Below are 21,365 nucleotides of genomic sequence, written 5' to 3'. Positions count from 1 at the left end.
TGACCATTTGGCGAAGAAGCGCGTTTCGTTCAGTGGTCATGCCGCCATCGCGCCGATCACCGTTATCGGCAGTCGATTGGGATGCGACCCTACCGCGGAGCGAAACGTGCGCGTTGATGCGCACGTCCACGGCCGGCAGTGCGATCAATACAGAACGCGCGTACGCAGCGTGCCCGGAATCGCCGCCAGCTCTTCGCGCACAGCAGTGGCCTGCTCCTCGCTGGCGGTGATGTCGATCACCACGTAGCCGACCTTCGGGTCGGTACGCAGGAACTGGCCATCGATGTTGACGTTGTGACGCGAGAAGATCTCGTTGACCTTCGACAGCACGCCCGGCACGTTCTGGTGGATGTGCAGCAGGCGCAGGCTGTCTTCATGCTCGGGCAGGGTCACTTCGGGGAAGTTGACCGCCGACAGGGTGCTGCCGTTGTCGCTGTAACGCACCAGCTTGGCCGCCACTTCCACGCCGATGTTGTCCTGCGCTTCCAGGGTGCTGCCGCCCACGTGCGGGGTGAGGATGACGTTGTCGTGCGCGGTCAGTGGCGACACGAAGGCATCGCCGTTGCCCTTGGGCTCCACCGGGAACACGTCCAGCGCCGCGCCACCGATGTGGCCCGAGCGCAGCGCCGCATCCAGCGCATCGATGTCGACCACGGTGCCGCGTGCGGCATTGATCAGGTGCGCGCCCGGGCGCATGCGGGCCAGCTGCGGCGCGCCGATCAGCCACTGGGTGGCCGGCGTTTCGGGCACGTGCACGGTGACGATATCGGCGCGGGCGAGCAGGTCGTCCAGGTCGATGGCAGCGCGGGCGTTGCCCAGCGACAGCTTGGTTTCGATGTCGTGGAAGATCACCTGCATGCCCATGGCTTCGGCCATGACGCCGACCTGGGTGCCGATATGGCCATAGCCGATGATGCCCAGGGTCTTGCCGCGCACTTCATGGCTGCCGGCGGCCGATTTGGACCAGCCGCCACGATGGCATTCGGCGTTCTTCTGCGGAATGCCACGGGTCAGCATGATCGCTTCGGCGATCACCAGCTCCGCCACGCTGCGGGTGTTGGAGTAGGGCGCATTGAACACCGGAATGCCGGCCAGCTCGGCCGCTTCCAGGTCCACCTGGTTGGTGCCGATGCAGAAGCAGCCCACCGCCATCAGGCGCTTGGCATGGGCCAGCACGTCGGCGCTGAGCTGGGTGCGCGAGCGGATGCCGACGATGTGCGCTTCGGCGATGCGCGCCTTCAGTTCGTCTTCGGGCAGGGCCTTGCTGTGCAGTTCGATCTGCGAATAGCCGGCGGCACTGAACACGTCGATGGCCGTCTGGCTCACCCCCTCCAGCAACAGCACGCGGATATCCTGCTTCGGGAATGAGGTCTTCTTCGGCGACATGGGCAAGCGGCAGCATGTTGGGCGGGAGCTGCCCACTATGCCAGATCGGGGCGGGGATGGTGCGGTGCGCCATGGGGCGGTTTGACGGTTTCAGATGCGACCAATTGTTGGCGAGGTCGCACGACTAACAGTCGTGCGCTACCCTTTGGGATTGCCTTGGCCCCTCTGTTCATATGACTGATCCGCGCCTTGATTTGCTGTTGCAGGACTGCCCCGGGCTGCGGCTCACCACCGAGCCGGCCGAGCTGGAGCACTACGGACGCGATTGGACCCGGCGCTGGACGCCGGCGCCGCTGGCCATCGCGCTGCCGGGCAACGTGGAAGAGGTGCAGGGCATCCTGCGCTGGGCCAGTGCCCAGGGCGTGGCGGTGGTGCCCTCCGGGGGCCGCACCGGCCTGAGCGGCGGCGCGGTCGCGGCCAACGGCGAGCTGGTGCTCAGCTTGGAGCGGATGAACAAGGCGCTGGCCTTCGATGCGGTGGACCGTACGCTGACCGTGCAGGCCGGCATGGCGCTGGAAGCCGTCCACAACGCAGCGCTCGAACACGGCCTGATCTATCCGGTCGACTTCGCCGCACGCGGCTCCTGCTCGATCGGCGGCAATATCGCCACCAATGCCGGTGGCATCCGGGTGATCCGCTACGGCAATACCCGCGAGTGGATTGCCGGCCTGAAGGTGGTCACCGCCAACGGTGAGCTGCTCGAGCTGAACAAGGGGCTGATCAAGAATTCCAGCGGTTACGATTTCCGCCAGCTGCTGATCGCCTCCGAGGGGACGCTGGGCGTGATCGTGGAAGCCACGCTCAAGCTCACCGATCCGCCGCCGGCCAGCAACGTGATGCTGCTGGCGCTGCCGTCGTTCGAGGTGCTGATGCAGGTGTTTGCCGCGTTCCGCGAGCGCATGCAGCTGCAGGCCTTCGAATTCTTCACCGACCGGGCCTTGGAGCACGTGCTGGCGCATGGCGCGCAGGCCCCGTTCGCCGAAGTGCATCCGTTCTACGTGGTGACCGAGTTCGCCGCTGGCGATGAGGTGCAGGAGGCTGCGGCGATGGCCGCGTTCGAGGCCTGCATGGAGCAGGGCTGGGTCAGCGACGGCGTGGTCAGCCAGAGCGATGCGCAGGCCGCGCAGCTGTGGCGCCTGCGCGAAGGCATCACCGAGGCGGTGGCGCGCTACAAGCCGTACAAGAACGATGTGTCGGTGCGGATTTCGGCGATGCCGGCGTTCATGGCGCGCACCCAGGCGTTGATCGGGCAGGCCTACCCGCACTTCGACGTGGTCTGGTTCGGCCATATCGGCGACGGCAACCTGCACATCAACGTGCTCAAGCCCGATGCCACCGACGATGCGCAGTTCCTGCAGCAGTGCGAGCACGTAACCAAGCTGCTGGCGCAGGTGCTGAAGGACTTCGATGGCAGCATTTCGGCCGAACATGGCATCGGCCTGGTCAAGAAGGGCTATCTGGACAGCACCCGCGGCGAGGCGGAAATCGCGCTGATGAAGGCGGTCAAACGTGCGTTTGATCCCCAAGGGTTGCTGAATCCGGGCAAGGTATTCGACCTGTAGCAGGCGACAGAATTTCACGCAGCCGATACGCTTTGCCTCTTCCTGTCCTCAACGAACCCAAGATGAAGCGATCGATCCTGCTGTTTGCCGTGCTTGCCCTGCCGCTTTCGGCATTCGCCTCCAGCTTCGCCGGCTCCTCGGCGGGTTCGGCGTCCGGTGCCTCCTCGGCCGGTTCGTCCAGCTCGGACGATGACAAGGTAGTGGTGGATGCCCGCGAAGACGCAGCTGCGTTCGTGGCCACCGACGGCGCCATCCGTGGCGCCCGCCTGGAAGCGGCGCTCCTGCACCTGCGCGAAACCGGTGCCGCCCAGCGCGACGCCAGCGACATGCAGCTGGCCCAGGCCCTGCTGGCCCGCTGATGCAACTGCGCCGCAGGGCCCTGCGCCGATGCGCGGCGGCCCTGGCGGCGTTGCTGGCCGCCCCGGCCGCCCATGCCGCCCTGCAGCTTCAGCTGCAGGCGGACGGACTCGATCCCGGCCAGCGGGCGAACGCCGAGCAGGTGCTGCAGCAGGCGCCTGCGTTGCTGCCTGCGTCATGGCAGGCGCGCTTCGTCGCCCCGGTGACCCTGTCCTGGTCGGACCAGCTTCCCGACACGGTGCATGGCCGCACCCGCAGGAATGCGATCACCCTGCGGCGCAGCCTGCTGGACGAGGTACAACCCGGCCAACCACTGCCACGCGCGGTGCAGGCGGCGCTGATCCATGAATTGACCCACGTGCTGGACCGCGCCGTTGATGGCCGCTGGTCGTACAGCGCCCGCTGGCGTGACCTGGCCGGCTGGCAGCAGCACCCGTGGCGTTGGGGGCGTGGTGACAACGCGTTCACCGAACGCAGTCCCGACCCGTACGAGCGCCACAGCCCGGCTGAATACCTGGCGGTGAATGCCGAGCATTACCTGCTCGACACCGGGTTCGCGTGCCGTCGGCCGGTGCTGGCGGCGTGGTTTGCAGATCACCTTGGCCCCGGGCCGCAGGCCGCGTGCGACCCGCGCGTGGCGCTGGTGCAGGCCGGTGATGTCACCGGCGAAGCCTCGTTGCTGGAGCTGGATCCGCAGCGGGTATATGCGGTGGACTACCTGCTGGCCGAGGGCAACGACCAGCTGATGAGCCGCTGGGGCCACAGCATGCTGCGGCTGGTGATCTGCGCGCCGGGGCGTCCGCGCGGCCCGGCGTGCCGGCTGGATCTGGCCCATCACCGGGTGCTGTCGTTCCGCGCGTTCGTCGGCGATGTGCAGATTTCCAGCTGGCGCGGGCTGACCGGCGCGTATCCGTCGCGGCTGTTCGTGCTGCCGCTCAACCAGGTGATCAACGAGTACACCCAGCTGGAGCTGCGCGGGCTGAAGTCGGTACCGCTGGCGCTTGATGAAAGCGACATCGCGGGTCTGCTGGAACGCGTAGGGCAGGTGCACTGGAGCTATGACGGGCGGTATCGTTTTGTCAGCAACAACTGCGCGGTGGAAACCGGCAAGCTGCTGCAGGAAGGCGTGCCACGCTGGGCCGATCCCGGCCTGAACCGGCTCAGCCCCGGTGGCCTGCTGCGTCGGCTGGAGCGGCAGGGCCGTGCGGATGGCGCGGTGTTGGAGGACAGGCGCGAAGCGATGCGCATGGGCTACTACTTCCCGTCGGCGCAGGCGCATTACCAGCAGTTGTTTGATGTGGCGCGTTCGGAACTGGCATTGCCGACGGCGAAAGTGACCGCGTGGTTGGCATTGCCGGCGGCGCAGCGTGCGCACTGGGCGGACCGCGGCGGATTGCGTGCCACTTCGGCATTGTTGTTGCTGGAGCAGGCGGCGCGGTACCGCGAAGAACTGCGTGCGCGCGATGGGTTGAAGCGGGCGCTGGGCGGTTCGGATGCGGGCGATGATGCAGCGCATGCGGCGTTGCTCGCGCTGCTGGACGATGCCGGGCAGCTGGTGAATCCGGCCGGGTTGGTGGGCGGTGACGGCTATGGCTTGCCGAGCACGGAGGAGCGCATCATTGCGGCCGAGGCTGCAAAACAGATCAGCGAACGCGGCGTTCCGGCATGGACGGCGTTGCAGGCGCAGATGCGCGCGCGATTGCCTGCGGCGCAGCAGCAGGAGCTGGCCACGATCGACGACACGCTGGCCCGGCTGGGAAGCCGTATGCGCCAACTGGCACGCGAAGGGGTGTAGGGACACGCCGCGCGTGTCTGCGCGGTGCCCGGCGAAGAGCAGACACGCATGGCGTGTCCCTACGCGGCGTTTCACCCTCGCTCACACCTGCAGGGCTACGATCGTTGGTTGAACCAGAACATCGGCAAGGAGTCGAACATGCGCGCATCTCCCCTTATTCTCAGCCTGGCCATCGCCGCCGGCCTGGCCGCGTGCCAGCCCGCGCAGCAGGCCGACAGCGCGGCACCCGATCCCGTCGCGGCCGGCAATGAAGCTCCCCCGCCGGCGGCCGCACCGACTTCCGACGAACGCGTCTATGCCTTCCAGTGCGGCGATCTGCCGGTGCAGGCGACCTATCGCGGCCAGGATTCGGCCACGGTGGTCGTCGGCGGGCGTACTTTCGTGATGGCCTCGGACACTGCCGCCTCCGGCGCGAAGTTCAGCGACGGGCAGGGCAACGTATTCTGGACCAAGGGCACCACCGAAGGCACGCTGACCCTCAAGGGCGAGCCGGACCGCAACTGCACCGGATCGGGCAAGGAAGGCGAGATCGCTGCCGCCGCCGCGAGCGCAGCAGCGCCGCCCGGGTTCCGTGCCACCGGCAACGAGCCGGGCTGGCTGGCCCAGGTGAGCGCAGGCGAAAAACCGGTGCTGCGCGTGGAGACCGGTTACGGCGAGCAGAAATTCGAAGTGGTCGCGCCGACCCAGGGCAAGGATGGCTGGTCGGGCAAGGCCGCCGATGGCACCGACATCAAGGTCAGCTTCCAGCGCACGGTCTGCCATGACGACATGAGCGGGCAGGCATTCGGCGCTACCGTGATGCTCACGGTGGGCGCACGCCAGTACCACGGCTGTGGCGATTTCGCAGGGGCGCCGGCCTTGGCTGAGCGCCCCTGATTCAGCGCGCTACCTCAGTCCGCGCGGCCGGCGAATTCACCGGTCGCAGTATTGACCAGCACGCGCTCGCCGTTGGAGATGTACTCCGGCACCATGATTTCAATACCGGTGTTGAGCTTTGCCGGCTTCGGGCGCTTGGTGGCGGTGCCGCCCTTCAGTTCCGGCGGCGTCTCGACCACTTCCAGTACCACGCTGCTCGGCAGCTGCACGGCCACCGGCTGGTCATCGATGACCTGCACGTAGATGCCGGTCAGGCCATCGGTGATGTACCCGGCGTCATCGCCGATGACATCGGCATCGAGGGTGTACGGGGTGTAATCCTCATCGTCCATGAACACGAACGCATCGCCGTCCTTGTACGAATAGGTGGACTGGCGGCGCAGCAGTTCGACTTCCGGCAGGTTGTCGTCGGCATCGAAGCTGGCGTCCAGCTTGTTGCCACCGGGCACGCTATACATGATGAAACGGAAGCGGACGTTGCCGCCGCGACCCTGCGGCGAGCTGCGCTCGATGTCGCGGATCTGGTACACGCCGTTGTTGTATTCGACGACGTTGCCTTTCTTGATGTCGTTGGCTTTCATGTAATGAAGGTCGGTTCGTGGGAGGTAGTGGTGCTTGCTTACTTGGGTGCCAGGCGCACCGCACCGTCGAGGCGGATGGTCTCGCCGTTGAGGTAGGTGTTGGTCAGGATGTGGCCGACCAGGCCGGCGAAATCTTCCGGCTTGCCCAGGCGCGGCGGGAACGGGATGGAGGCGGCCAGCGATTCCTGCACGGCCGGCGGCATGCCATCGACCATCGGGGTCCAGAAAATGCCCGGGGCGATGGTCATTACGCGGATGCCGAAGCGCGACAGCTCGCGCGCCATCGGCAGGGTCATGCCGACCACGCCACCCTTCGAGGCGGCATAGGCGGCCTGGCCGATCTGGCCTTCGTAGGCGGCCACGCTGGCGGTGTTGATGATCACGCCGCGCTCGCCATCGTCGCCGGCGGCGTTGTGCTGCATGCGGTTGGCCGCGGCCTTGGCCACGTTGAAGCTGCCGACCAGGTTGACCATGACGGTGTTCTGGAAGGTGGCCAGCGGCATCGGCGCCTCCTTGCCGAGCACGCGGCCCGCGCCGAGGATGCCGGCGCAGCTGACCACGGCGTTCAGGCCGCCCAGGAAGTCGTGCGCGGCGTCGATCTGCGCGGCCACGGCGGTTTCGTCGCTGACATTGGTGCTGAAGTAGCGGGCGTTGGCAGCGCCCAGCTCGGCAACGGCGGCGGCGCCCTTGTCGTCATTGAGGTCGAACAGGGCCACCTTGGCGCCTTGGGCGACGAGGTGCTGGGCCACCGAAAGGCCGAGGCCGGAAACACCGCCGGTGACGACGGCGCGGACGGAAGACAGCTGCATTGCACGATCCCGCAGGTTCAAGAGCCGCCGATTCTAGCGGATGCCGGCCCGTTCGCCGTTGTGCAGCGCAGACGGGCGCTCAGCGGCGCGGCGGCAGGCGGCGGGCGAATTCGTCCGGGGACAGTCCGGGCGCGAACAGGAAGCCCTGGCCGACGGTGACCCCCATGCCGTGCAGGAAGCGGCGCTGCTCCTCCGATTCGATGCCTTCGGCGACCAGCCCCAGTCCCAGGCTGCGGGCGATGCCGCAAACGGCCTCGCACACCGCCACGTCCGAGCGGTTGCCGGGCACGCCCTCGACGAACATCTGGCTGAGCTTGAGCCCGTGGATGGGCAACCGCCGCAGGTAGTTGAGCGCGCTGTAGCCTTCGCCGAAATCGTCGATGGTCAGCAGCACCCCCATCTCGCGCAGCCGCGCGAAGGTCTGCAGGGTATCGGGGGCGTCCTCGATCAATACCCGCTCGGTGAATTCCAGCTCCAGCGCGCTGCCGGGCAGGCCGTACTGGTCCAGCGCCTGGCGCACGTTGCGGGCCAGGTCCTCGCCGACGAACTGGCGGTAGGACACGTTCACCGCCACCCGCACGATGCCCAGGCCATCGTCCTGCCACTGGCGTACCTGGCGGCAGGCCTCGTTGAGCACCCACAGCCCGATCCGCACGATGTCGCCGGTGCTTTCGGCGTGGCCGATGAAGATGTCCGGGCGCAGTTCCCCCAGCTGCGAGTTGCGCCAGCGGATCAGTGCTTCGGCGGCCACCAGCTGGCCGGTATGCAGGTTCACCTGCGGCTGGTAGACCAGGTGGAACTCGTCGTCGTCCAGCGCGCGGTGCAGGCGGCTTTCGATCTGCAGCCGGTCGTGCTGGCGCTGCGCCAGCTCCGGGGAAAACACCTGCCAGCCGTTGCGGGTGCGCCGCTTGCAGTCATACATGGCGATATCCGCGTTCTGGATCAGCTGCTGCGGGCGCAGCCCGTCCTGCGGCGCGCGGGCGATACCGATGCTGGTGGTGACCGAGAACTCGTCGCTGCCGAACCGGAACGGGGTGGAGAAGGCGCGGGTGATCGCCTCGGCCAGGCGCTCGGGCTGGTCGGGCTGGTCGCGGGTATCGCACACCACCAGGAATTCGTCGCCGCCAAACCGCGCCACCAGCCCCTCGGTGCCGATCGCGGTGGAAATGCGCCGGGTGGCATCGATCAGCAGTTCATCACCGGCGTTATGGCCGAGCAGGTCGTTGACGGTCTTGAAGCGGTCCAGGTCGATGTACAGCACGCCCACCTTGCAGTGGGTGGGGCTGCCCATGCGGGTGGCCAGGTCGGTGAGCACCGCATCGCGGTTCATGATGCCGGTGAGCGGGTCGGTCCGGGCCTGGATGCGCAGGGTTTCCTCGGCATGCTTGCGCGAGGTGATGTCCTGCACGGTGCCGGCGATGCGCGCGGCATTGACGTCGCCGGCCTCGGCCTCGCCGATCATGCGCACCCAGAACGAATGCCCGTCGCTGCGCTGCCCCTGCAGCTCCAGCTCGAACGGCACCTGCCGGTCGATCACGTCCAGCAGCGCCTGCTGCAGCTGCGCGCGGTCGTCCAGGCGCAGGCAGTCCATCAGGTGCGCCATGTCCTGCAGCGGCAGCTCCTGGCCCAGGATGCGCGCGGCTTCGTCGGTCAGGTACAGGCGCTGCAGGCCACGGTCCCATTCCCAGCCGCCGATGTGCGCCAGCGACTGGGCGCGGTCGAACAGGGTGTTGTTGCGCTTGAGTTCGGTGATGTCGCTGAACAGCGCGAACACGTGGTCGGGAATGTCGCGGCCGTTGCCGTACACCGGCACATTGGTGGTGGAAATCCAGATCATGCGGCCGCGCGGGCGATGGTAGAGGCCCACGATGGTGCTGCGGATGATGCGCCCGCGATTCAGGGATTCGCTGGCCGGCCACTGCTCGCGGGTGAGCGGGTGGCCGTGTTCGTCCACGCTGATCCAGTCGTCCGGTGCCAGCATCGCCTGCAGGCTGCCGCCGTTGCCCTGCGTGCCGAGGATGCGGTGCGCGGCCGGGTTGGCCGAAACCACGTGCAGGTCGCGGTCGAACAGGATCACCCCCTTGTCGATGGATTCCATCAGCAGCCGGTAGCGCGATTCGGCCTGCCAGCGGCTGCTCAGGTCGCGCGCCACCGCCACGATGCAGTGCTCGCCCTGGTGCTCGAAGCCGGCCGAATGCACTTCCACCGGGAAGCGGCTGCCGTCACCGCGCATGTTGGTGACTTCGATGACGTAGGTTTCGCCCCGGCGCAACGCTTCCCAGACCGGATCAAGGTGATCGCTGGGCAGGTCCGGATTCAGCAGTTCGATCGGCTGGCCGATGATGTCTTCGCGGGCGCGGCCATAGGCGCGGATGCCGGCCTTGTTGAGATCCAGCACCACGCCGGATTCGCTGAGGATGCTGACCGGATCAGGCACCGCATCAAACAGTGCGGCGTAGCGGCGCAGCGCCAGCTGGCGGTCGTCCATCGCTTCCTGCAGCGCCTGCTGCACATCGCGCAGCAGGGCATGCAGGTCGTCGCCGGGCGGCTGCGCCAGCGCCTCTTCCAGGGCCGCCAGCGCGTCGACGTGCCCGGTGAGGTGATCACCGACCGCTGCATCCGTGCGCGGGCGGCGTCGGCTCATGTCGCGGCCAGGGCCCTGCCGGCCTTGCTGCCGGTTTCGCGGCCGAGCCGCGCGGCCAGCCAGCGGCCGGTGGCGGCCAGCGCCGGCAGATCGATGCCGGTGCGCATGCCGATGCCATGCAGCAGGTACACGACGTCTTCGCTGGCCACGTTGCCGCTGGCACCCTTGGCATAAGGGCAGCCGCCGGCACCGGACACGGCCGAATCGACCACGCGCACGCCTTCCTCCAGGCATGCATCGATGTTGGCCAGCGCCTGGCCGTAGGTATCGTGGAAATGCACGGCCAGGGCCGGCATCGGCACGTCGCTGGCCACCGCGCGCAGCATGGCGCGGGCCTTGCGCGGCGTGCCCACGCCGATGGTGTCGCCCAGCGAAATTTCGTAACAGCCCATCTCGTGCAGCGCGCGTGCGACGCGCACCACTTCGCTGACGGCGACCTCGCCCTGGTAAGGGCAGCCGAGCACGGTGGACACGTAGCCGCGCACTTTCACCCCGTCGACGCGGGCGCGATCGAGGATCGGTGCGAAGCGCGCCAGCGACTCGTCGATGCCGGCATTGGTGTTGGTACGGTTGAACGTTTCCGAGGCGGCGGTGAACACCGCCACTTCCTCCACGCCCACCGCGCGGGCCCGGTCGTAGCCCTGCTCGTTGGGCACCAGCACCGGGTAAGCAATACCCGGGCGGCGTTCGATGCCGGCATAGACCTCGGCGGCGTCGGCCAGCTGCGGTACCCAGCGCGGGCTGACGAAACTGGTGGCTTCGATGGTGCGCAGGCCGGTCAGCGAGAGCTGGCGGATCAGCTCGATCTTGTCGGCGGTGGCCACCGGCTGGGCTTCGTTCTGCAGTCCGTCGCGCGGACCGACTTCGACAATGCGTACGAAATCATCCATGCCGATGCTCCCCATGGGAGGGAAGACGCACAGCCTGCAGTGGACGGGTGGGGGATGGAGTCACGAACGTTCCTGGCGAAGTGGAGCGACCCAGGTTTCCCTGTGGGCCATGAAAGGGGGATACGCGGGATGGGCGGCAAAGCGGCCAGCCCGCGGGTGCGTGGGCCCGGGGCCCTTCAGTCCTGGGTAACCCAATGGGGCGCGCGCTTGTCCAGGAAAGCGCCGAGGCCCTCCTGGCCTTCCTCGGACGCCCGCAGGCGGGCGATCAGGGCGGCATTGTCGCGGTCGGTGGCGTCGCGGTCGCGTCCGATCGTTACCCGGCGCACCAGTTCCTTGGCCGACGAGGAGGCGATCGGGCCGGCCTTGTCGAGCAGGCCCAGCTGGCGCTGGACCGCTTCGTCGATCCGTTCAGGTTCGATCAGCTGGTGGACCAGGCCGATGCGCAGGGCGGTGTCGGCGTCGAAATGCTCGCCGGTGGCGAACCAGCGCCGCGCCTGGCGCGGGCCGATCGCATCGATCACATAAGGCGAGATCACCGCCGGCAGCAGGCCCAGCCGGCTTTCGGTCAGGCCGAAGCGGGCGGTGGTGCTGGCAATGGCGATATCGCAGCAGGCCACCAGGCCGACCCCGCCGCCGAACGCCGCCCCGTGCACGCGGGCGATGGTCGGCTTGGGCAGCTCATCCAGGGTGCGCATCAGCCGGGCCAGCGCCAGCGAATCCTGGCGGTTGTCCTCCTCGCTGGCCGCAGCCATGCCGCGCATCCACTGCATGTCCGCGCCGGCCGAGAAAGAAGCCCCGGTGGCGGCCAGCACCACCGCGCGGACCTGCGCGTCGCGGCCGGCCGCTTCCAGCGCGGCGGTGAGCTGCGCGATCAGCCCGGCGTCGAAGGCGTTGTGCAGGGTAGGGCGGTTCAGCCACAGGGTCAGCACGGCCGCGCTGCGTTCAATTCGTAAAGCGTCACTCATCGGGGGCCTGCGCCTGCTCCATACATGTATGGATCATAGCGGCCCATGCGGCCCGGGCCATGACGCGGCGCGGCGATGCTAGAATTGATAACCATTCTTATCGACCGAAGGCGACCTGTGACGTTGTCCGATCTGCCGCTGCACGGCTCCGCTCTGGTGGAATCGGTGCGCGACCTCCATGCAAACGACGCCATCGCCCGCCGGCTCAGGGAACTGGGCTTCGTCAAGGGTGAAGATGTGCGTCTGGTAGCCCGTGGTCCCATCGGCGGCGAACCGCTGCTGGTGCAGGTCGGGTTCACCCGTTTCGCCCTGCGGATTTCCGAAGCCAGGCGCATCGACATCACCGCCGTTGCAGATGGAGCGGCCGCATGAGCGCCGCCACCCTGCGCATTGCCCTGGTCGGCAACCCCAACAGCGGCAAGACCGCGCTGTTCAACCAGCTCACCGGCAGCCGCCAGAAGGTCGCCAACTACACCGGCGTGACCGTGGAGCGCAAGGAAGGCCGCCTGCGCGCGCCATCTGGCCGTGAATTCGCCGTGCTCGACCTGCCAGGCGCCTACAGCCTGCAGCCGGCCAGCCTGGACGAAGCAATCACCCGCGACCTCTGCCGGGGTTTCTACCCGGGCGAGGCCGCCCCCGACGTGCTGCTGTGCGTGATCGACGCCACCAACCTGCGCCTGCACCTGCGCTTCGCGCTGGAACTGCGCGAGCTGGGCAAGCCGATGATCGTGGCGCTGAACATGGTGGATGCGGCCGAGCGCCGTGGCATCAAGATCGACGTGCCGGCGCTGGAGCAGGCCCTGGGCGTGCCCGTGGTGGAAACCGTGGCCGTGCGCCGCAACGGCGCCCAGGCGCTGGTCGAACGCCTGGATGCGATGGTGCCGCACCTGGATGCCCCGCTGGTGGCGGCGGTCGCCGGGGAAGCGGACTACCACGCCCAGGTGCGCGGCATCCTCGCCGCCGCGGTCAGCATGCCCACCCGCACTGCGAAGATCGACGACGCACTGGACCGCTGGCTGCTGCACCCGGTGTTCGGGTTGATGACCCTGATCGTGGTGATGTTCCTGATCTTCCAGGCGGTTTTCGCCTGGGCCACGCCGATGATGGACGGCATCGAGGCCGGCTTCGGCTGGCTGGGCGAGGTGGTGGGCGCCAACCTTCCGCCCGGCCCGCTGACCAGCCTGCTCACCGACGGCATCATCGCCGGCGTCGGCGGGGTGGTGGTGTTCCTGCCGCAGATCCTGATCCTGTTCGCCTTCATCCTGGCCCTGGAAGAGTCTGGCTATCTCCCGCGTGCCGCGTTCCTGCTCGACCGCATGATGGCCTCGGCCGGCCTGTCCGGCCGTTCGTTCATCCCGCTGCTGTCCAGCTTCGCCTGCGCGGTGCCCGGCATCATGGCCACCCGCAGCATCCAGGACCCGCGTGACCGCCTCGCCACCATCCTGGTCGCCCCGCTGATGACCTGCTCGGCACGCCTGCCTGTCTACGCCCTGCTGATCGGCGCATTCATCCCGCAGAAGACCCTGTGGGGCTTCGTCAGCCAGCAGGGCCTGATCCTGTTTGCCCTGTATGCGGCCGGCATCTTCAGCGCACTGGCGATGTCGTGGGTGATGAAGAAGTGGCGCCGCGACAAGAGCGAACACCCGCTGATGCTCGAACTGCCGTCCTACCGCATTCCGCACCCACGCGACCTGGCCGTGGGCCTGTACGAGCGCGGCATGATCTTCCTCAAGCGCGTGGGCGGCATCATCCTCTCGCTGACCATCCTGCTGTGGGTGCTGCTGTCATTCCCGGGTGCCCCCGAAAACGCCACCATGCCGGCCATCGACTACAGCTTCGCCGGCCAGATCGGCCATGCCATGGCCGTGTTCTTTGCCCCGCTGGGCTTCAACTGGCAGATCTGCATCGCACTGATCCCCGGCATGGGCGCCCGCGAAGTGGCTGTGTCCTCGCTCGCCACCATCTATGCCCTGTCCGCCGCCGACGATGACGCCGCCATCCAGGCCCTGACCCCGGTGGTCGCCAACGGCTGGTCGCTGGCTACCGGCCTGTCCCTGCTGGTGTGGTTCATCTACGCCCCGATGTGCATTTCCACCCTGGCCACCATCAAGCGCGAAACCAACTCCTGGAAGCAGGTTGGCTTTGCCACCTTCTACCTGTTCGCGGCCGCCTACGTCGCCGCGCTGGTCACCTACCAGGTGACCGTGGCCCTGGGCGGCGGCTGATGAGCACCGGCCTGCTCCTGCAGTACATCGTGGTCGCGCTGATCGTCCTGGTCAGCGCCTGGGTAGTGCTGAAGAAGCAGTTCCCCGGCACCGTGCGCAAAGCGCGTGGCGCGATAGCGCTCGGGCTGATCAAACCCCAGCGCGCCACTTGGTTGCAGGCACTGGGCCGCCGCATAGCACCGCCGGCCACCGGCGGTGGCAGCGCCTGTGGTGGTTGCGACAGTTGTGGCCCGACACCGCCAAAGCAGCATTGATTGCTCGGGGCTCTACGCTCTTGCTCTCCGTCACCGAAAACCTGTAGAGGGCGGCGTCCCCCGCGGGCCTGCCCCGGACCCGCCCTGCCAGACGGCAACGCAGAGCCGACGCTTTTGATGTTGACGTTGATGTTGGCGATTGCCCAATCCAAACCCATTCGCTAGCCTGCGGGCATGACTACTCCCCCCATCCGTTTGCTCATCCACGGTGCGTCCGGCCGCATGGGCCAGGCCCTGCTGCGCCTGGCTGCCGAGCGCGACGACCTGCAGGTCGTCGCCGCCGTCACCCGCCGCTCGCCCGCCCAGCGCGTGGTCGACGGCGTCCCGCATTTCGCCGCCAGTGAACTCCATGGCGCGCCCCAGTTCGACGTCGCCATCGACTTCAGCCTGCCCGAAGGCTTCGATCCCGTGCTGGCCCTGTGTGTCGAGCGCGGTGCAGGCCTCGTTTCCGGCACCACCGGCATCAGCGAAACCCAGCGCCAGGCCCTGATCCAGGCCGCCACCCGGATCCCGCTCGTGTGGGCCTCCAACTTCAGCCTGGGCGTGGCCGTGCTCGATGAACTGGTCGAACGTGCCGCCGCCGCCCTGGCCGGCTGGGACTGCGACATCGTCGAATCCCACCACGTCCACAAACAGGACGCCCCCTCCGGTACCGCACTCACCCTCGGTGCCGCCGCCCAGAAGGGCGGCGCCCAGCCGCACTACGCCAGCCTGCGCGCCGGCGACATCGTCGGCGAACACCTCGTCCAGTTCACCGGCCTCGGCGAGCGCATCGAACTGACCCACCGCGCCACCAATCGCGACATCTTCGCCCGTGGCGCCCTGTTCGCCGCCGTGCAGCTGAACGGGCGCGCCCCCGCCAGCTACCGCGTGCGCGACCTGCTCGCCGCCAGCGCAACCTGAACGCGCGCACCGGCCACGCCTGAACCCCAGGGTGGCCGGACGCTCCCGTACGCTGCCCATTGCAAGCAAACGCTGGCGTTGGAGGGGGGTTGCCTTTACAATTCCCGCTCGCCGAATCACGACAGCCGGACCGGTCCCGCACCGCAGTCCGCGCTTTTTTGCAACCGCTTTTCCGTGAAGCGTGGCGTGACTTCGGTGACCCCTCGGTAGCCAAAGTGAGATTCCCGTGACCCAAGCCGCAATCCTCGTCCTCGAAGACGGCACCGTATTCGAGGGCGAATCCGTAGGCGCGCCCGGCCTGTCCGTCGGTGAGGTGGTGTTCAACACCGCCATGACCGGTTACCAGGAAGTGCTGACTGATCCCTCCTACGCCCGGCAGATGGTCACGCTGACCTACCCGCATATCGGCAATACCGGCCTTACCGACCAGGACGACGAAGCCCACAAAGTGTGGTCGGCGGGCCTGATCGTGCGCGACGTGCCGCGCCGTCCCAGCAACTGGCGCAGCCAGGTCTCACTGCAGGACTGGCTGCTGCAGCGTGGCGTGGTCGCCATTTCCGGCATCGACACCCGCAAGCTCACCCGCATCCTGCGCGAGCGCGGCGCGCAGAACGGCGCGCTGATGGCCGGTGACGACATCAACGTCGACATCGCCCTGGAAGCGGCACGCAAGTTCCCCGGCCTGAAGGGCATGGACCTGGCCAAGGTGACCAGCACCGACAAGGCCTACAGCTGGAACGAGGGCCAGCTCGACCTGGATTCCAACACGTTCGTCAGCGCCGCCCCGCAGTACAAGGTGGTGGCCTATGACTTCGGCGCCAAGCTCAACATCCTGCGCATGCTTGCCGAGCGCGGCTGCGACATCACCGTGGTACCGGCCCAGACCCCGGCTGCCGAAGTGCTGGCGATGAATCCCGATGGCGTGTTCCTGTCCAACGGCCCGGGCGACCCGGAACCGTGCGACTACGCCATCGAAGCGATCAAGGTGTTCCTGGACAGGAAGGTGCCGGTGTTCGGCATCTGCCTGGGCCACCAGCTGCTGGCGCTGGCCTCCGGCGCCAAGACGGTCAAGATGGGCCACGGCCACCACGGTGCCAACCACCCGGTGCAGGACCTGGACGACGGCCGCGTGATGATCACCTCGCAGAACCACGGCTTCGCGGTGGATGAAGCCACGCTGCCGGCCACCCTGCGCGTGACCCACCGCTCGCTGTTCGACGGCACCAACCAGGGCATCGCCCGCACCGACGTGCCGGCGTTCTCCTTCCAGGGCCACCCCGAAGCCTCGCCGGGCCCACACGACGTCAGCCCGCTGTTCGACCGCTTCATCACCCTGATGGCGCAGGCCAAGGCCTGATTCGAGACGCCGCTGCCTTCGGCGCGGCGCTGCGACCCCTGACACGCTGTACTGACTTAGAGAAGACAATGCCCAAGCGCACTGACCTAAAGACCATCCTCATCATCGGTGCCGGCCCGATCGTCATCGGCCAGGCCTGTGAGTTCGATTACTCCGGCGCCCAGGCCTGCAAGGCCCTGCGTGACGAGGGGTACCGCGTGGTGCTGGTCAACAGCAATCCGGCCACCATCATGACCGACCCGGAGATGGCCGACGCCGTCTACATCGAGCCGATCAACTGGCAGACGGTCGAAAAGATCATCGCCAAGGAAAAGCCCGACGCACTGCTGCCGACCATGGGTGGCCAGACCGCGCTGAACTGCGCGCTGGACCTGGCCGACAACGGCGTGCTGGAGAAGTACAACGTCGAACTGATCGGCGCCAAGCGCGAAGCGATCCGCATGGCCGAAGACCGCGAGCTGTTCCGCGTGGCCATGGGCGAGATCGGCCTGGAGTGCCCGAGCGCGGCCGTGGCCCACACGCTGGAAGAAGCCATCGAGATCCAGACCCGCGTCGGCTACCCGACCATCATCCGCCCCAGCTTCACCCTGGGCGGCAGCGGTGGCGGCATCGCCTACAACCGCGAAGAGCTGGTCGATATCGTGACCCGCGGCCTGGAACTGTCGCCGACCACCGAAGTGCTGGTGGAAGAATCGGTGCTGGGCTGGAAGGAATTCGAGATGGAGGTGGTGCGCGACACCGCCGACAACTGCATCATCGTCTGCTCCATCGAAAACCTGGACCCGATGGGCGTGCACACCGGTGACTCGATCACCGTCGCCCCGGCCCAGACCCTGACCGACAAGGAGTACCAGCGCCTGCGCGATGCCTCCATCGCCGTGCTGCGCAAGATCGGCGTGGATACCGGCGGTTCGAACGTGCAGTTCGGCATCAGCCCGACCACCGGCCGCGTCGTTGTCATCGAAATGAACCCGCGCGTGTCGCGTTCGTCGGCGCTGGCCTCCAAGGCCACCGGCTTCCCGATCGCCAAGGTCGCCGCCAAGCTGGCGGTCGGCTACACCCTGGACGAATTGAAGAACGAAATCACCGGCGGCCTGACCCCGGCCTCGTTCGAACCGTCGATCGATTACGTCGTCACCAAGATCCCGCGCTTCGCCTTCGAGAAGTTCCCGGCTGCCGATGCCCGCCTGACCACCCAGATGAAGTCGGTGGGCGAGGTGATGGCGATGGGCCGCACCTTCCAGGAATCGCTGCAGAAGGCCCTGCGTGGCCTGGAAACCGGCAAGATCGGCCTCGACCCGACCGGCCTGGACCTGGCCAACGAAGACGACATCACCACCCTCAAGCGCGAACTCAAGGCCCCGGGTCCGGAGCGCCTGTTCTTCGTGGGTGATGCATTCCGCGCCGGCTTCAGCGTGGAAGACGTGTTCGCGCTGTCGCACATCGACCCGTGGTTCCTGGACCAGATCGAAGAAATCATCCAGGCCGAAACCCAGCTGGCCGCCGATGGCCTGGACGCACTCGATGCCGCCCGCCTGCGCAAGCTCAAGCGCGCCGGTTTCTCCGATGCGCGCCTGGCCGAGCTGACCGGCACCAATGAAGCGGGCGTGCGCGCACTGCGCCGTGCGCTCAAGGTGCGCCCGGTGTACAAGCGCGTGGATTCCTGCGCCGCCGAGTTCTCCACCAGCACCGCCTACCTGTATTCGACCTACGAGGACGAGTGCGAAGCGGCGCCGAGCAACCGCGACAAGATCATGATCCTGGGCGGCGGTCCGAACCGCATCGGCCAGGGCATCGAGTTCGACTACTGCTGCGTGCACGCGGCACTGGCGCTGCGCGATGACGGTTACGAAACCATCATGGTGAACTGCAACCCTGAAACCGTCTCGACCGACTATGACACCTCCGACCGCCTGTACTTCGAGCCGCTGACGCTGGAAGACGTGCTGGAAATCGTCGAGCTGGAACAGCCCAAGGGCGTGATCGTGCAGTACGGCGGCCAGACCCCGCTCAAGCTCGCGCGCGCGCTGGAAGCCAACGGCGTGCCGGTGATCGGTACCTCGCCCGATTCCATCGACCTGGCCGAAGACCGCGAGCGCTTCCAGCAGTTGGTGGAAAAGCTCGGCCTGAAGCAGCCGCCGAACCGCATCGCCCGCAACGACCAGGAAGCCCTGCTGCTGGCCCGCGAGATCGGCTACCCGCTGGTGGTGCGCCCGAGCTACGTGCTGGGCGGCCGTGCGATGGAAATCGTCTACGGTGAGTCCGACCTGGCGCGCTACGTGCGCGATGCGGTCAAGGTTTCCAACGATTCGCCGGTGCTGCTGGACCGCTTCCTGGACAACGCCGTGGAAGTGGACGTGGACATCATTGCCGACAAGGACGGCAACGTGCTGATCGGCGGCGTGATGGAGCACATCGAGGAAGCCGGCGTGCATTCGGGCGATTCGTCCTGCTCGCTGCCGCCGTACTCGCTGTCGGCCGAGACCCAAGCCGAGCTGCGCCGCCAGGTGGTGGATCTGGCAAAGGCCCTGAACGTGGTCGGCCTGATGAACACCCAGTTCGCGATCCAGGCCGGCGAGAACGGCGAGGACATCGTGTACCTGCTGGAAGTGAACCCGCGTGCGTCGCGCACCGTGCCGTTCGTGTCCAAGGCCACCGGCATGCCGCTGGCCAAGATCGCCGCGCGCTGCATGGCCGGCAAGACCCTGGCCGAGCAGGGCGCGACCAAGGAAATCGTGCCGGACTACTACTCGGTCAAGGAAGCGATCTTCCCGTTCGCCAAGTTCCAGGGCGTCGATCCGATCCTCGGGCCGGAAATGCGTTCCACCGGTGAGGTGATGGGCGTGGGCCGCAGCTTCAGCGCCGCCTTCGCACGTGCGCAGGAAGCCGGCGGCATCAAGGCCCCGCCGCTGGGCAAGGCCTTCGTGTCGGTCCGCGACCCGGACAAGAAGCGCGTGCTGCCGGTCGCACAGGCACTGCTTGAGCGCGGTTACAGCCTGGTCGCCACCCGCGGCACCGCGGCGTGGCTGCAGGAGCACGGCATGCAGTGCGAGATCGTCAACAAGGTCGTTGAAGGCCGCCCGCACATCGTCGATTCGATCAAGAACGGCGAGATCGTGTATATCGTCAACACGACCGAAGGGCGTGCGGCGATCAACGACTCGTTCTCGATCCGTCGCGAGGCGCTGCAGCACCGCGTCACCTATTCGACCACCATTGCCGGCGCCAAGGCGCTGGTGCAATCACTGGAATTCCGCGGTACCGGCCCGGTCTGGTCGCTGCAGGAGCTGCACAAGGAGTTGAACGCATGAGAGCACCGATTACCCTGAAGGGCGCGCAGCGTCTGCGCGAAGAGCTTGACCAGCTGAAGTCGGTCAAGCGCCCCAAGGTCATCGCGGCCATTGCCGAGGCACGTGAGCACGGCGATCTCAAGGAGAACGCCGAGTACCACGCCGCGCGCGAAGAGCAGGGCTTCATCGAAGGCCGCATCAAGCAGCTGGAAGGCGAGCTGTCGCATGCCGAGATCATCGACATCACCAAGCTCAATGCCGGCAGCAAGGTCGTGTTCGGCGCTACCGTCAAGCTGGCCGATGTGGAAAGCGATGAAGAGAAGCGCTACCAGATCGTGGGCGACCTGGAGGCCGACATCAAACTCGGCCTGATCGCGATTTCCTCGCCGGTGGCGCGTGCCATGATCGGCAAGAACGAGGGCGACAGCATCGTGATCGACGCCCCGGCCGGGCAACGCGAGTACGAAATCGTCAGCGTCGAGTACCTGGACTGACCTGACCATGGCCACGGCAACCCTGTTGCTGCCGGCGCGCAGCCGCTTCCCGGCGGCGGCGTTGCCTGATGACGTGGCCAAGGCGCTCGGCCGCGCCGAGCGCAGCCGGGTCGATGCCGGCGAGCGCGCCCAGCTGCAGCGGCATTTCCAGCTGCAGCCGGCCGATTGGCCGGTAGCGGCGCTGACTCGCCAGCTGGATGTGGGCGATGCCCACGATGGCGTGTGGCTGCGTGCGGACCCGGCCAACGTGGTGCCGGACATGCACGGCGCGCGGATGATGGGCCACGGCGACACGCTGCGGCTTGAGGCCGACGACGTGGCGGCGTTGCTGCCGGCGCTGCAGCCGCTGTTTGCCGGATATGGATTCACCCTGGATGCGCCGACGCCGTCGCGCTGGTACCTGCGCTTGCCGCCAGGCACCACGCTGCCGGCGTTCGCCGCGCCCGATGACGTGCTGGGCGATGACCTGTTCGCGCACCTGCCCGAAGGCGACGCCGGGCGACGCTGGCGGGCGTTGTTGACTGAAGCCCAGGTGGTGCTGCACCAGCACCCGTGGAACGTGCAGCGCCTGTCAGCCGGCAAGCGGGCGGTCAATTCGCTGTGGTTCTGGGGTGGCGGTGAGCTGCCCGGGGCGGTGCGTACCGCCCACGCGCAGGTCCGCAGCCGCGATGCGCTGCTGCAGGCCTTGGCCAAGGCGGCCGGCGTGCAGGCCGATGGCGACCAGCAGGTGGATGCGCTGGTGGACCTGCGCCAGCTGCGTTCGCTGGAACAGCTGGGCAACGATGCGATCCGGCCGCTGTTGTCGGCATTGCAGCGCGGCGAACTGCGCCGGCTGGTGCTGGATTTCGAGGATGGCGCGCGGTTCGAGCTGGACAAGGGCCAGCGCTGGCGGTTCTGGAAGAAGCCGGTCCAACTTCACGAAGGGTGATCGGTCGCCCGTAGCGCCTGCCTTGTGGATTGACCGCGCGTATCATGGT

18 protein-coding genes are annotated in these 21,365 nt (G+C 67.4%); 12 read left to right on the top strand and 6 right to left on the bottom strand.

Going from position 1 to position 21,365, the window contains the following annotated elements; all coding sequences use genetic code 11:
- Window positions 1-144: 144 nt before the first annotated feature.
- Window positions 145-1,386 carry a phosphoglycerate dehydrogenase gene (serA, locus tag ACQG3P_RS16450; protein ID WP_095363846.1) on the bottom strand — a complete coding sequence of 414 codons (1,242 nt, stop codon included), beginning with the start codon at window positions 1,384-1,386 and terminating at the stop codon, window positions 145-147.
- Between the two features lie 173 nt (window positions 1,387-1,559).
- Here serA and ACQG3P_RS16445 point away from each other — a divergent pair, with 173 nt between their 5' ends.
- The 4 genes from ACQG3P_RS16445 to ACQG3P_RS16430 all read left to right on the top strand — a co-directional run bounded on the left by ACQG3P_RS16445 (window position 1,560) and on the right by ACQG3P_RS16430 (window position 5,976).
- The gene (locus ACQG3P_RS16445) at window positions 1,560-2,948 is read left to right on the top strand and encodes an FAD-binding oxidoreductase (protein ID WP_426805649.1); all 1,389 of its coding nucleotides are present in this window, start codon (window positions 1,560-1,562) and stop codon (window positions 2,946-2,948) included.
- Between the two features lie 62 nt (window positions 2,949-3,010).
- Window positions 3,011-3,307 (top strand): DUF2388 domain-containing protein, encoded by a 297-nt coding sequence (locus tag ACQG3P_RS16440; protein WP_068851491.1) that lies wholly within the window; start codon window positions 3,011-3,013, stop codon window positions 3,305-3,307.
- Window positions 3,307-5,100, top strand: a complete 1,794-nt coding sequence (locus tag ACQG3P_RS16435) for a DUF4105 domain-containing protein (protein WP_426805648.1) — start codon at window positions 3,307-3,309, stop codon at window positions 5,098-5,100. Before ACQG3P_RS16440 ends, ACQG3P_RS16435 begins: the two co-directional genes overlap by 1 nt.
- A 138-nt stretch (window positions 5,101-5,238) precedes the next feature.
- Window positions 5,239-5,976 carry an MliC family protein gene (locus ACQG3P_RS16430; protein ID WP_426805647.1) on the top strand — a complete coding sequence of 246 codons (738 nt, stop codon included), beginning with the start codon at window positions 5,239-5,241 and terminating at the stop codon, window positions 5,974-5,976.
- A gap of 14 nt (window positions 5,977-5,990) precedes the next feature.
- On the opposite strand, the gene yeiP is transcribed toward ACQG3P_RS16430, so the two are convergent.
- The 5 genes from yeiP to ACQG3P_RS16405 all read right to left on the bottom strand — a co-directional run bounded on the left by yeiP (window position 5,991) and on the right by ACQG3P_RS16405 (window position 11,865).
- Entirely contained in the window at window positions 5,991-6,557 is a 567-nt protein-coding gene (gene yeiP / locus ACQG3P_RS16425) for an elongation factor P-like protein YeiP (protein WP_068851495.1), read from the bottom strand.
- Window positions 6,558-6,595: 38 nt separating this feature from the next.
- On the bottom strand, window positions 6,596-7,366 hold the full coding sequence (locus ACQG3P_RS16420; RefSeq protein WP_095363843.1) for an SDR family NAD(P)-dependent oxidoreductase: 771 nt from the start codon (window positions 7,364-7,366) through the stop codon (window positions 6,596-6,598).
- Between the two features lie 79 nt (window positions 7,367-7,445).
- Window positions 7,446-10,010 carry a sensor domain-containing protein gene (locus tag ACQG3P_RS16415; RefSeq protein ID WP_426805646.1) on the bottom strand — a complete coding sequence of 855 codons (2,565 nt, stop codon included), beginning with the start codon at window positions 10,008-10,010 and terminating at the stop codon, window positions 7,446-7,448.
- Complete coding sequence (locus ACQG3P_RS16410) at window positions 10,007-10,900, bottom strand: hydroxymethylglutaryl-CoA lyase (protein ID WP_426805645.1); 894 nt, start codon at window positions 10,898-10,900, stop codon at window positions 10,007-10,009. Before ACQG3P_RS16410 ends, ACQG3P_RS16415 begins: the two co-directional genes overlap by 4 nt.
- A gap of 176 nt (window positions 10,901-11,076) precedes the next feature.
- On the bottom strand, window positions 11,077-11,865 hold the full coding sequence (locus ACQG3P_RS16405; protein WP_426805644.1) for an enoyl-CoA hydratase-related protein: 789 nt from the start codon (window positions 11,863-11,865) through the stop codon (window positions 11,077-11,079).
- Window positions 11,866-11,982: 117 nt separating this feature from the next.
- Between ACQG3P_RS16405 and ACQG3P_RS16400 the strand changes: the two genes are divergently transcribed.
- The 8 genes from ACQG3P_RS16400 to ACQG3P_RS16365 all read left to right on the top strand — a co-directional run bounded on the left by ACQG3P_RS16400 (window position 11,983) and on the right by ACQG3P_RS16365 (window position 21,316).
- Complete coding sequence (locus ACQG3P_RS16400) at window positions 11,983-12,237, top strand: FeoA family protein (RefSeq protein WP_068851506.1); 255 nt, start codon at window positions 11,983-11,985, stop codon at window positions 12,235-12,237.
- Window positions 12,234-14,090 (top strand): ferrous iron transporter B, encoded by a 1,857-nt coding sequence (gene feoB / locus ACQG3P_RS16395; RefSeq protein WP_068851509.1) that lies wholly within the window; start codon window positions 12,234-12,236, stop codon window positions 14,088-14,090. The genes ACQG3P_RS16400 and feoB overlap by 4 nt, the downstream gene beginning before the upstream one ends.
- On the top strand, window positions 14,090-14,344 hold the full coding sequence (locus ACQG3P_RS16390; protein ID WP_426805643.1) for a DUF6587 family protein: 255 nt from the start codon (window positions 14,090-14,092) through the stop codon (window positions 14,342-14,344). The genes feoB and ACQG3P_RS16390 overlap by 1 nt, the downstream gene beginning before the upstream one ends.
- 174 nt (window positions 14,345-14,518) lie before the next feature.
- The gene (gene dapB / locus ACQG3P_RS16385; protein ID WP_283938978.1) at window positions 14,519-15,247 is read left to right on the top strand and encodes a 4-hydroxy-tetrahydrodipicolinate reductase; all 729 of its coding nucleotides are present in this window, start codon (window positions 14,519-14,521) and stop codon (window positions 15,245-15,247) included.
- 226 nt (window positions 15,248-15,473) lie between these two features.
- Window positions 15,474-16,604 carry a glutamine-hydrolyzing carbamoyl-phosphate synthase small subunit gene (gene carA, locus ACQG3P_RS16380; RefSeq protein WP_068851517.1) on the top strand — a complete coding sequence of 377 codons (1,131 nt, stop codon included), beginning with the start codon at window positions 15,474-15,476 and terminating at the stop codon, window positions 16,602-16,604.
- Between the two features lie 68 nt (window positions 16,605-16,672).
- Window positions 16,673-19,915 (top strand): carbamoyl-phosphate synthase large subunit, encoded by a 3,243-nt coding sequence (carB, locus tag ACQG3P_RS16375; RefSeq protein WP_426805642.1) that lies wholly within the window; start codon window positions 16,673-16,675, stop codon window positions 19,913-19,915.
- Window positions 19,912-20,388, top strand: a complete 477-nt coding sequence (gene greA / locus ACQG3P_RS16370) for a transcription elongation factor GreA (protein ID WP_068851523.1) — start codon at window positions 19,912-19,914, stop codon at window positions 20,386-20,388. The genes carB and greA overlap by 4 nt, the downstream gene beginning before the upstream one ends.
- Before the next feature lie 7 nt (window positions 20,389-20,395).
- The gene (locus ACQG3P_RS16365; protein ID WP_426805641.1) at window positions 20,396-21,316 is read left to right on the top strand and encodes a phosphoglycerate mutase; all 921 of its coding nucleotides are present in this window, start codon (window positions 20,396-20,398) and stop codon (window positions 21,314-21,316) included.
- Window positions 21,317-21,365: the final 49 nt, after the last annotated feature.

It is taken from the genome of Stenotrophomonas sp. SrG, from assembly GCF_050031795.1.
GTDB classification, from domain to species: Bacteria; Pseudomonadota; Gammaproteobacteria; order Xanthomonadales; family Xanthomonadaceae; genus Stenotrophomonas; species Stenotrophomonas rhizophila_A.
Note: the sequence above shows the minus strand (reverse complement) of the source record. Positions and strands in the feature narration are given on the sequence as shown.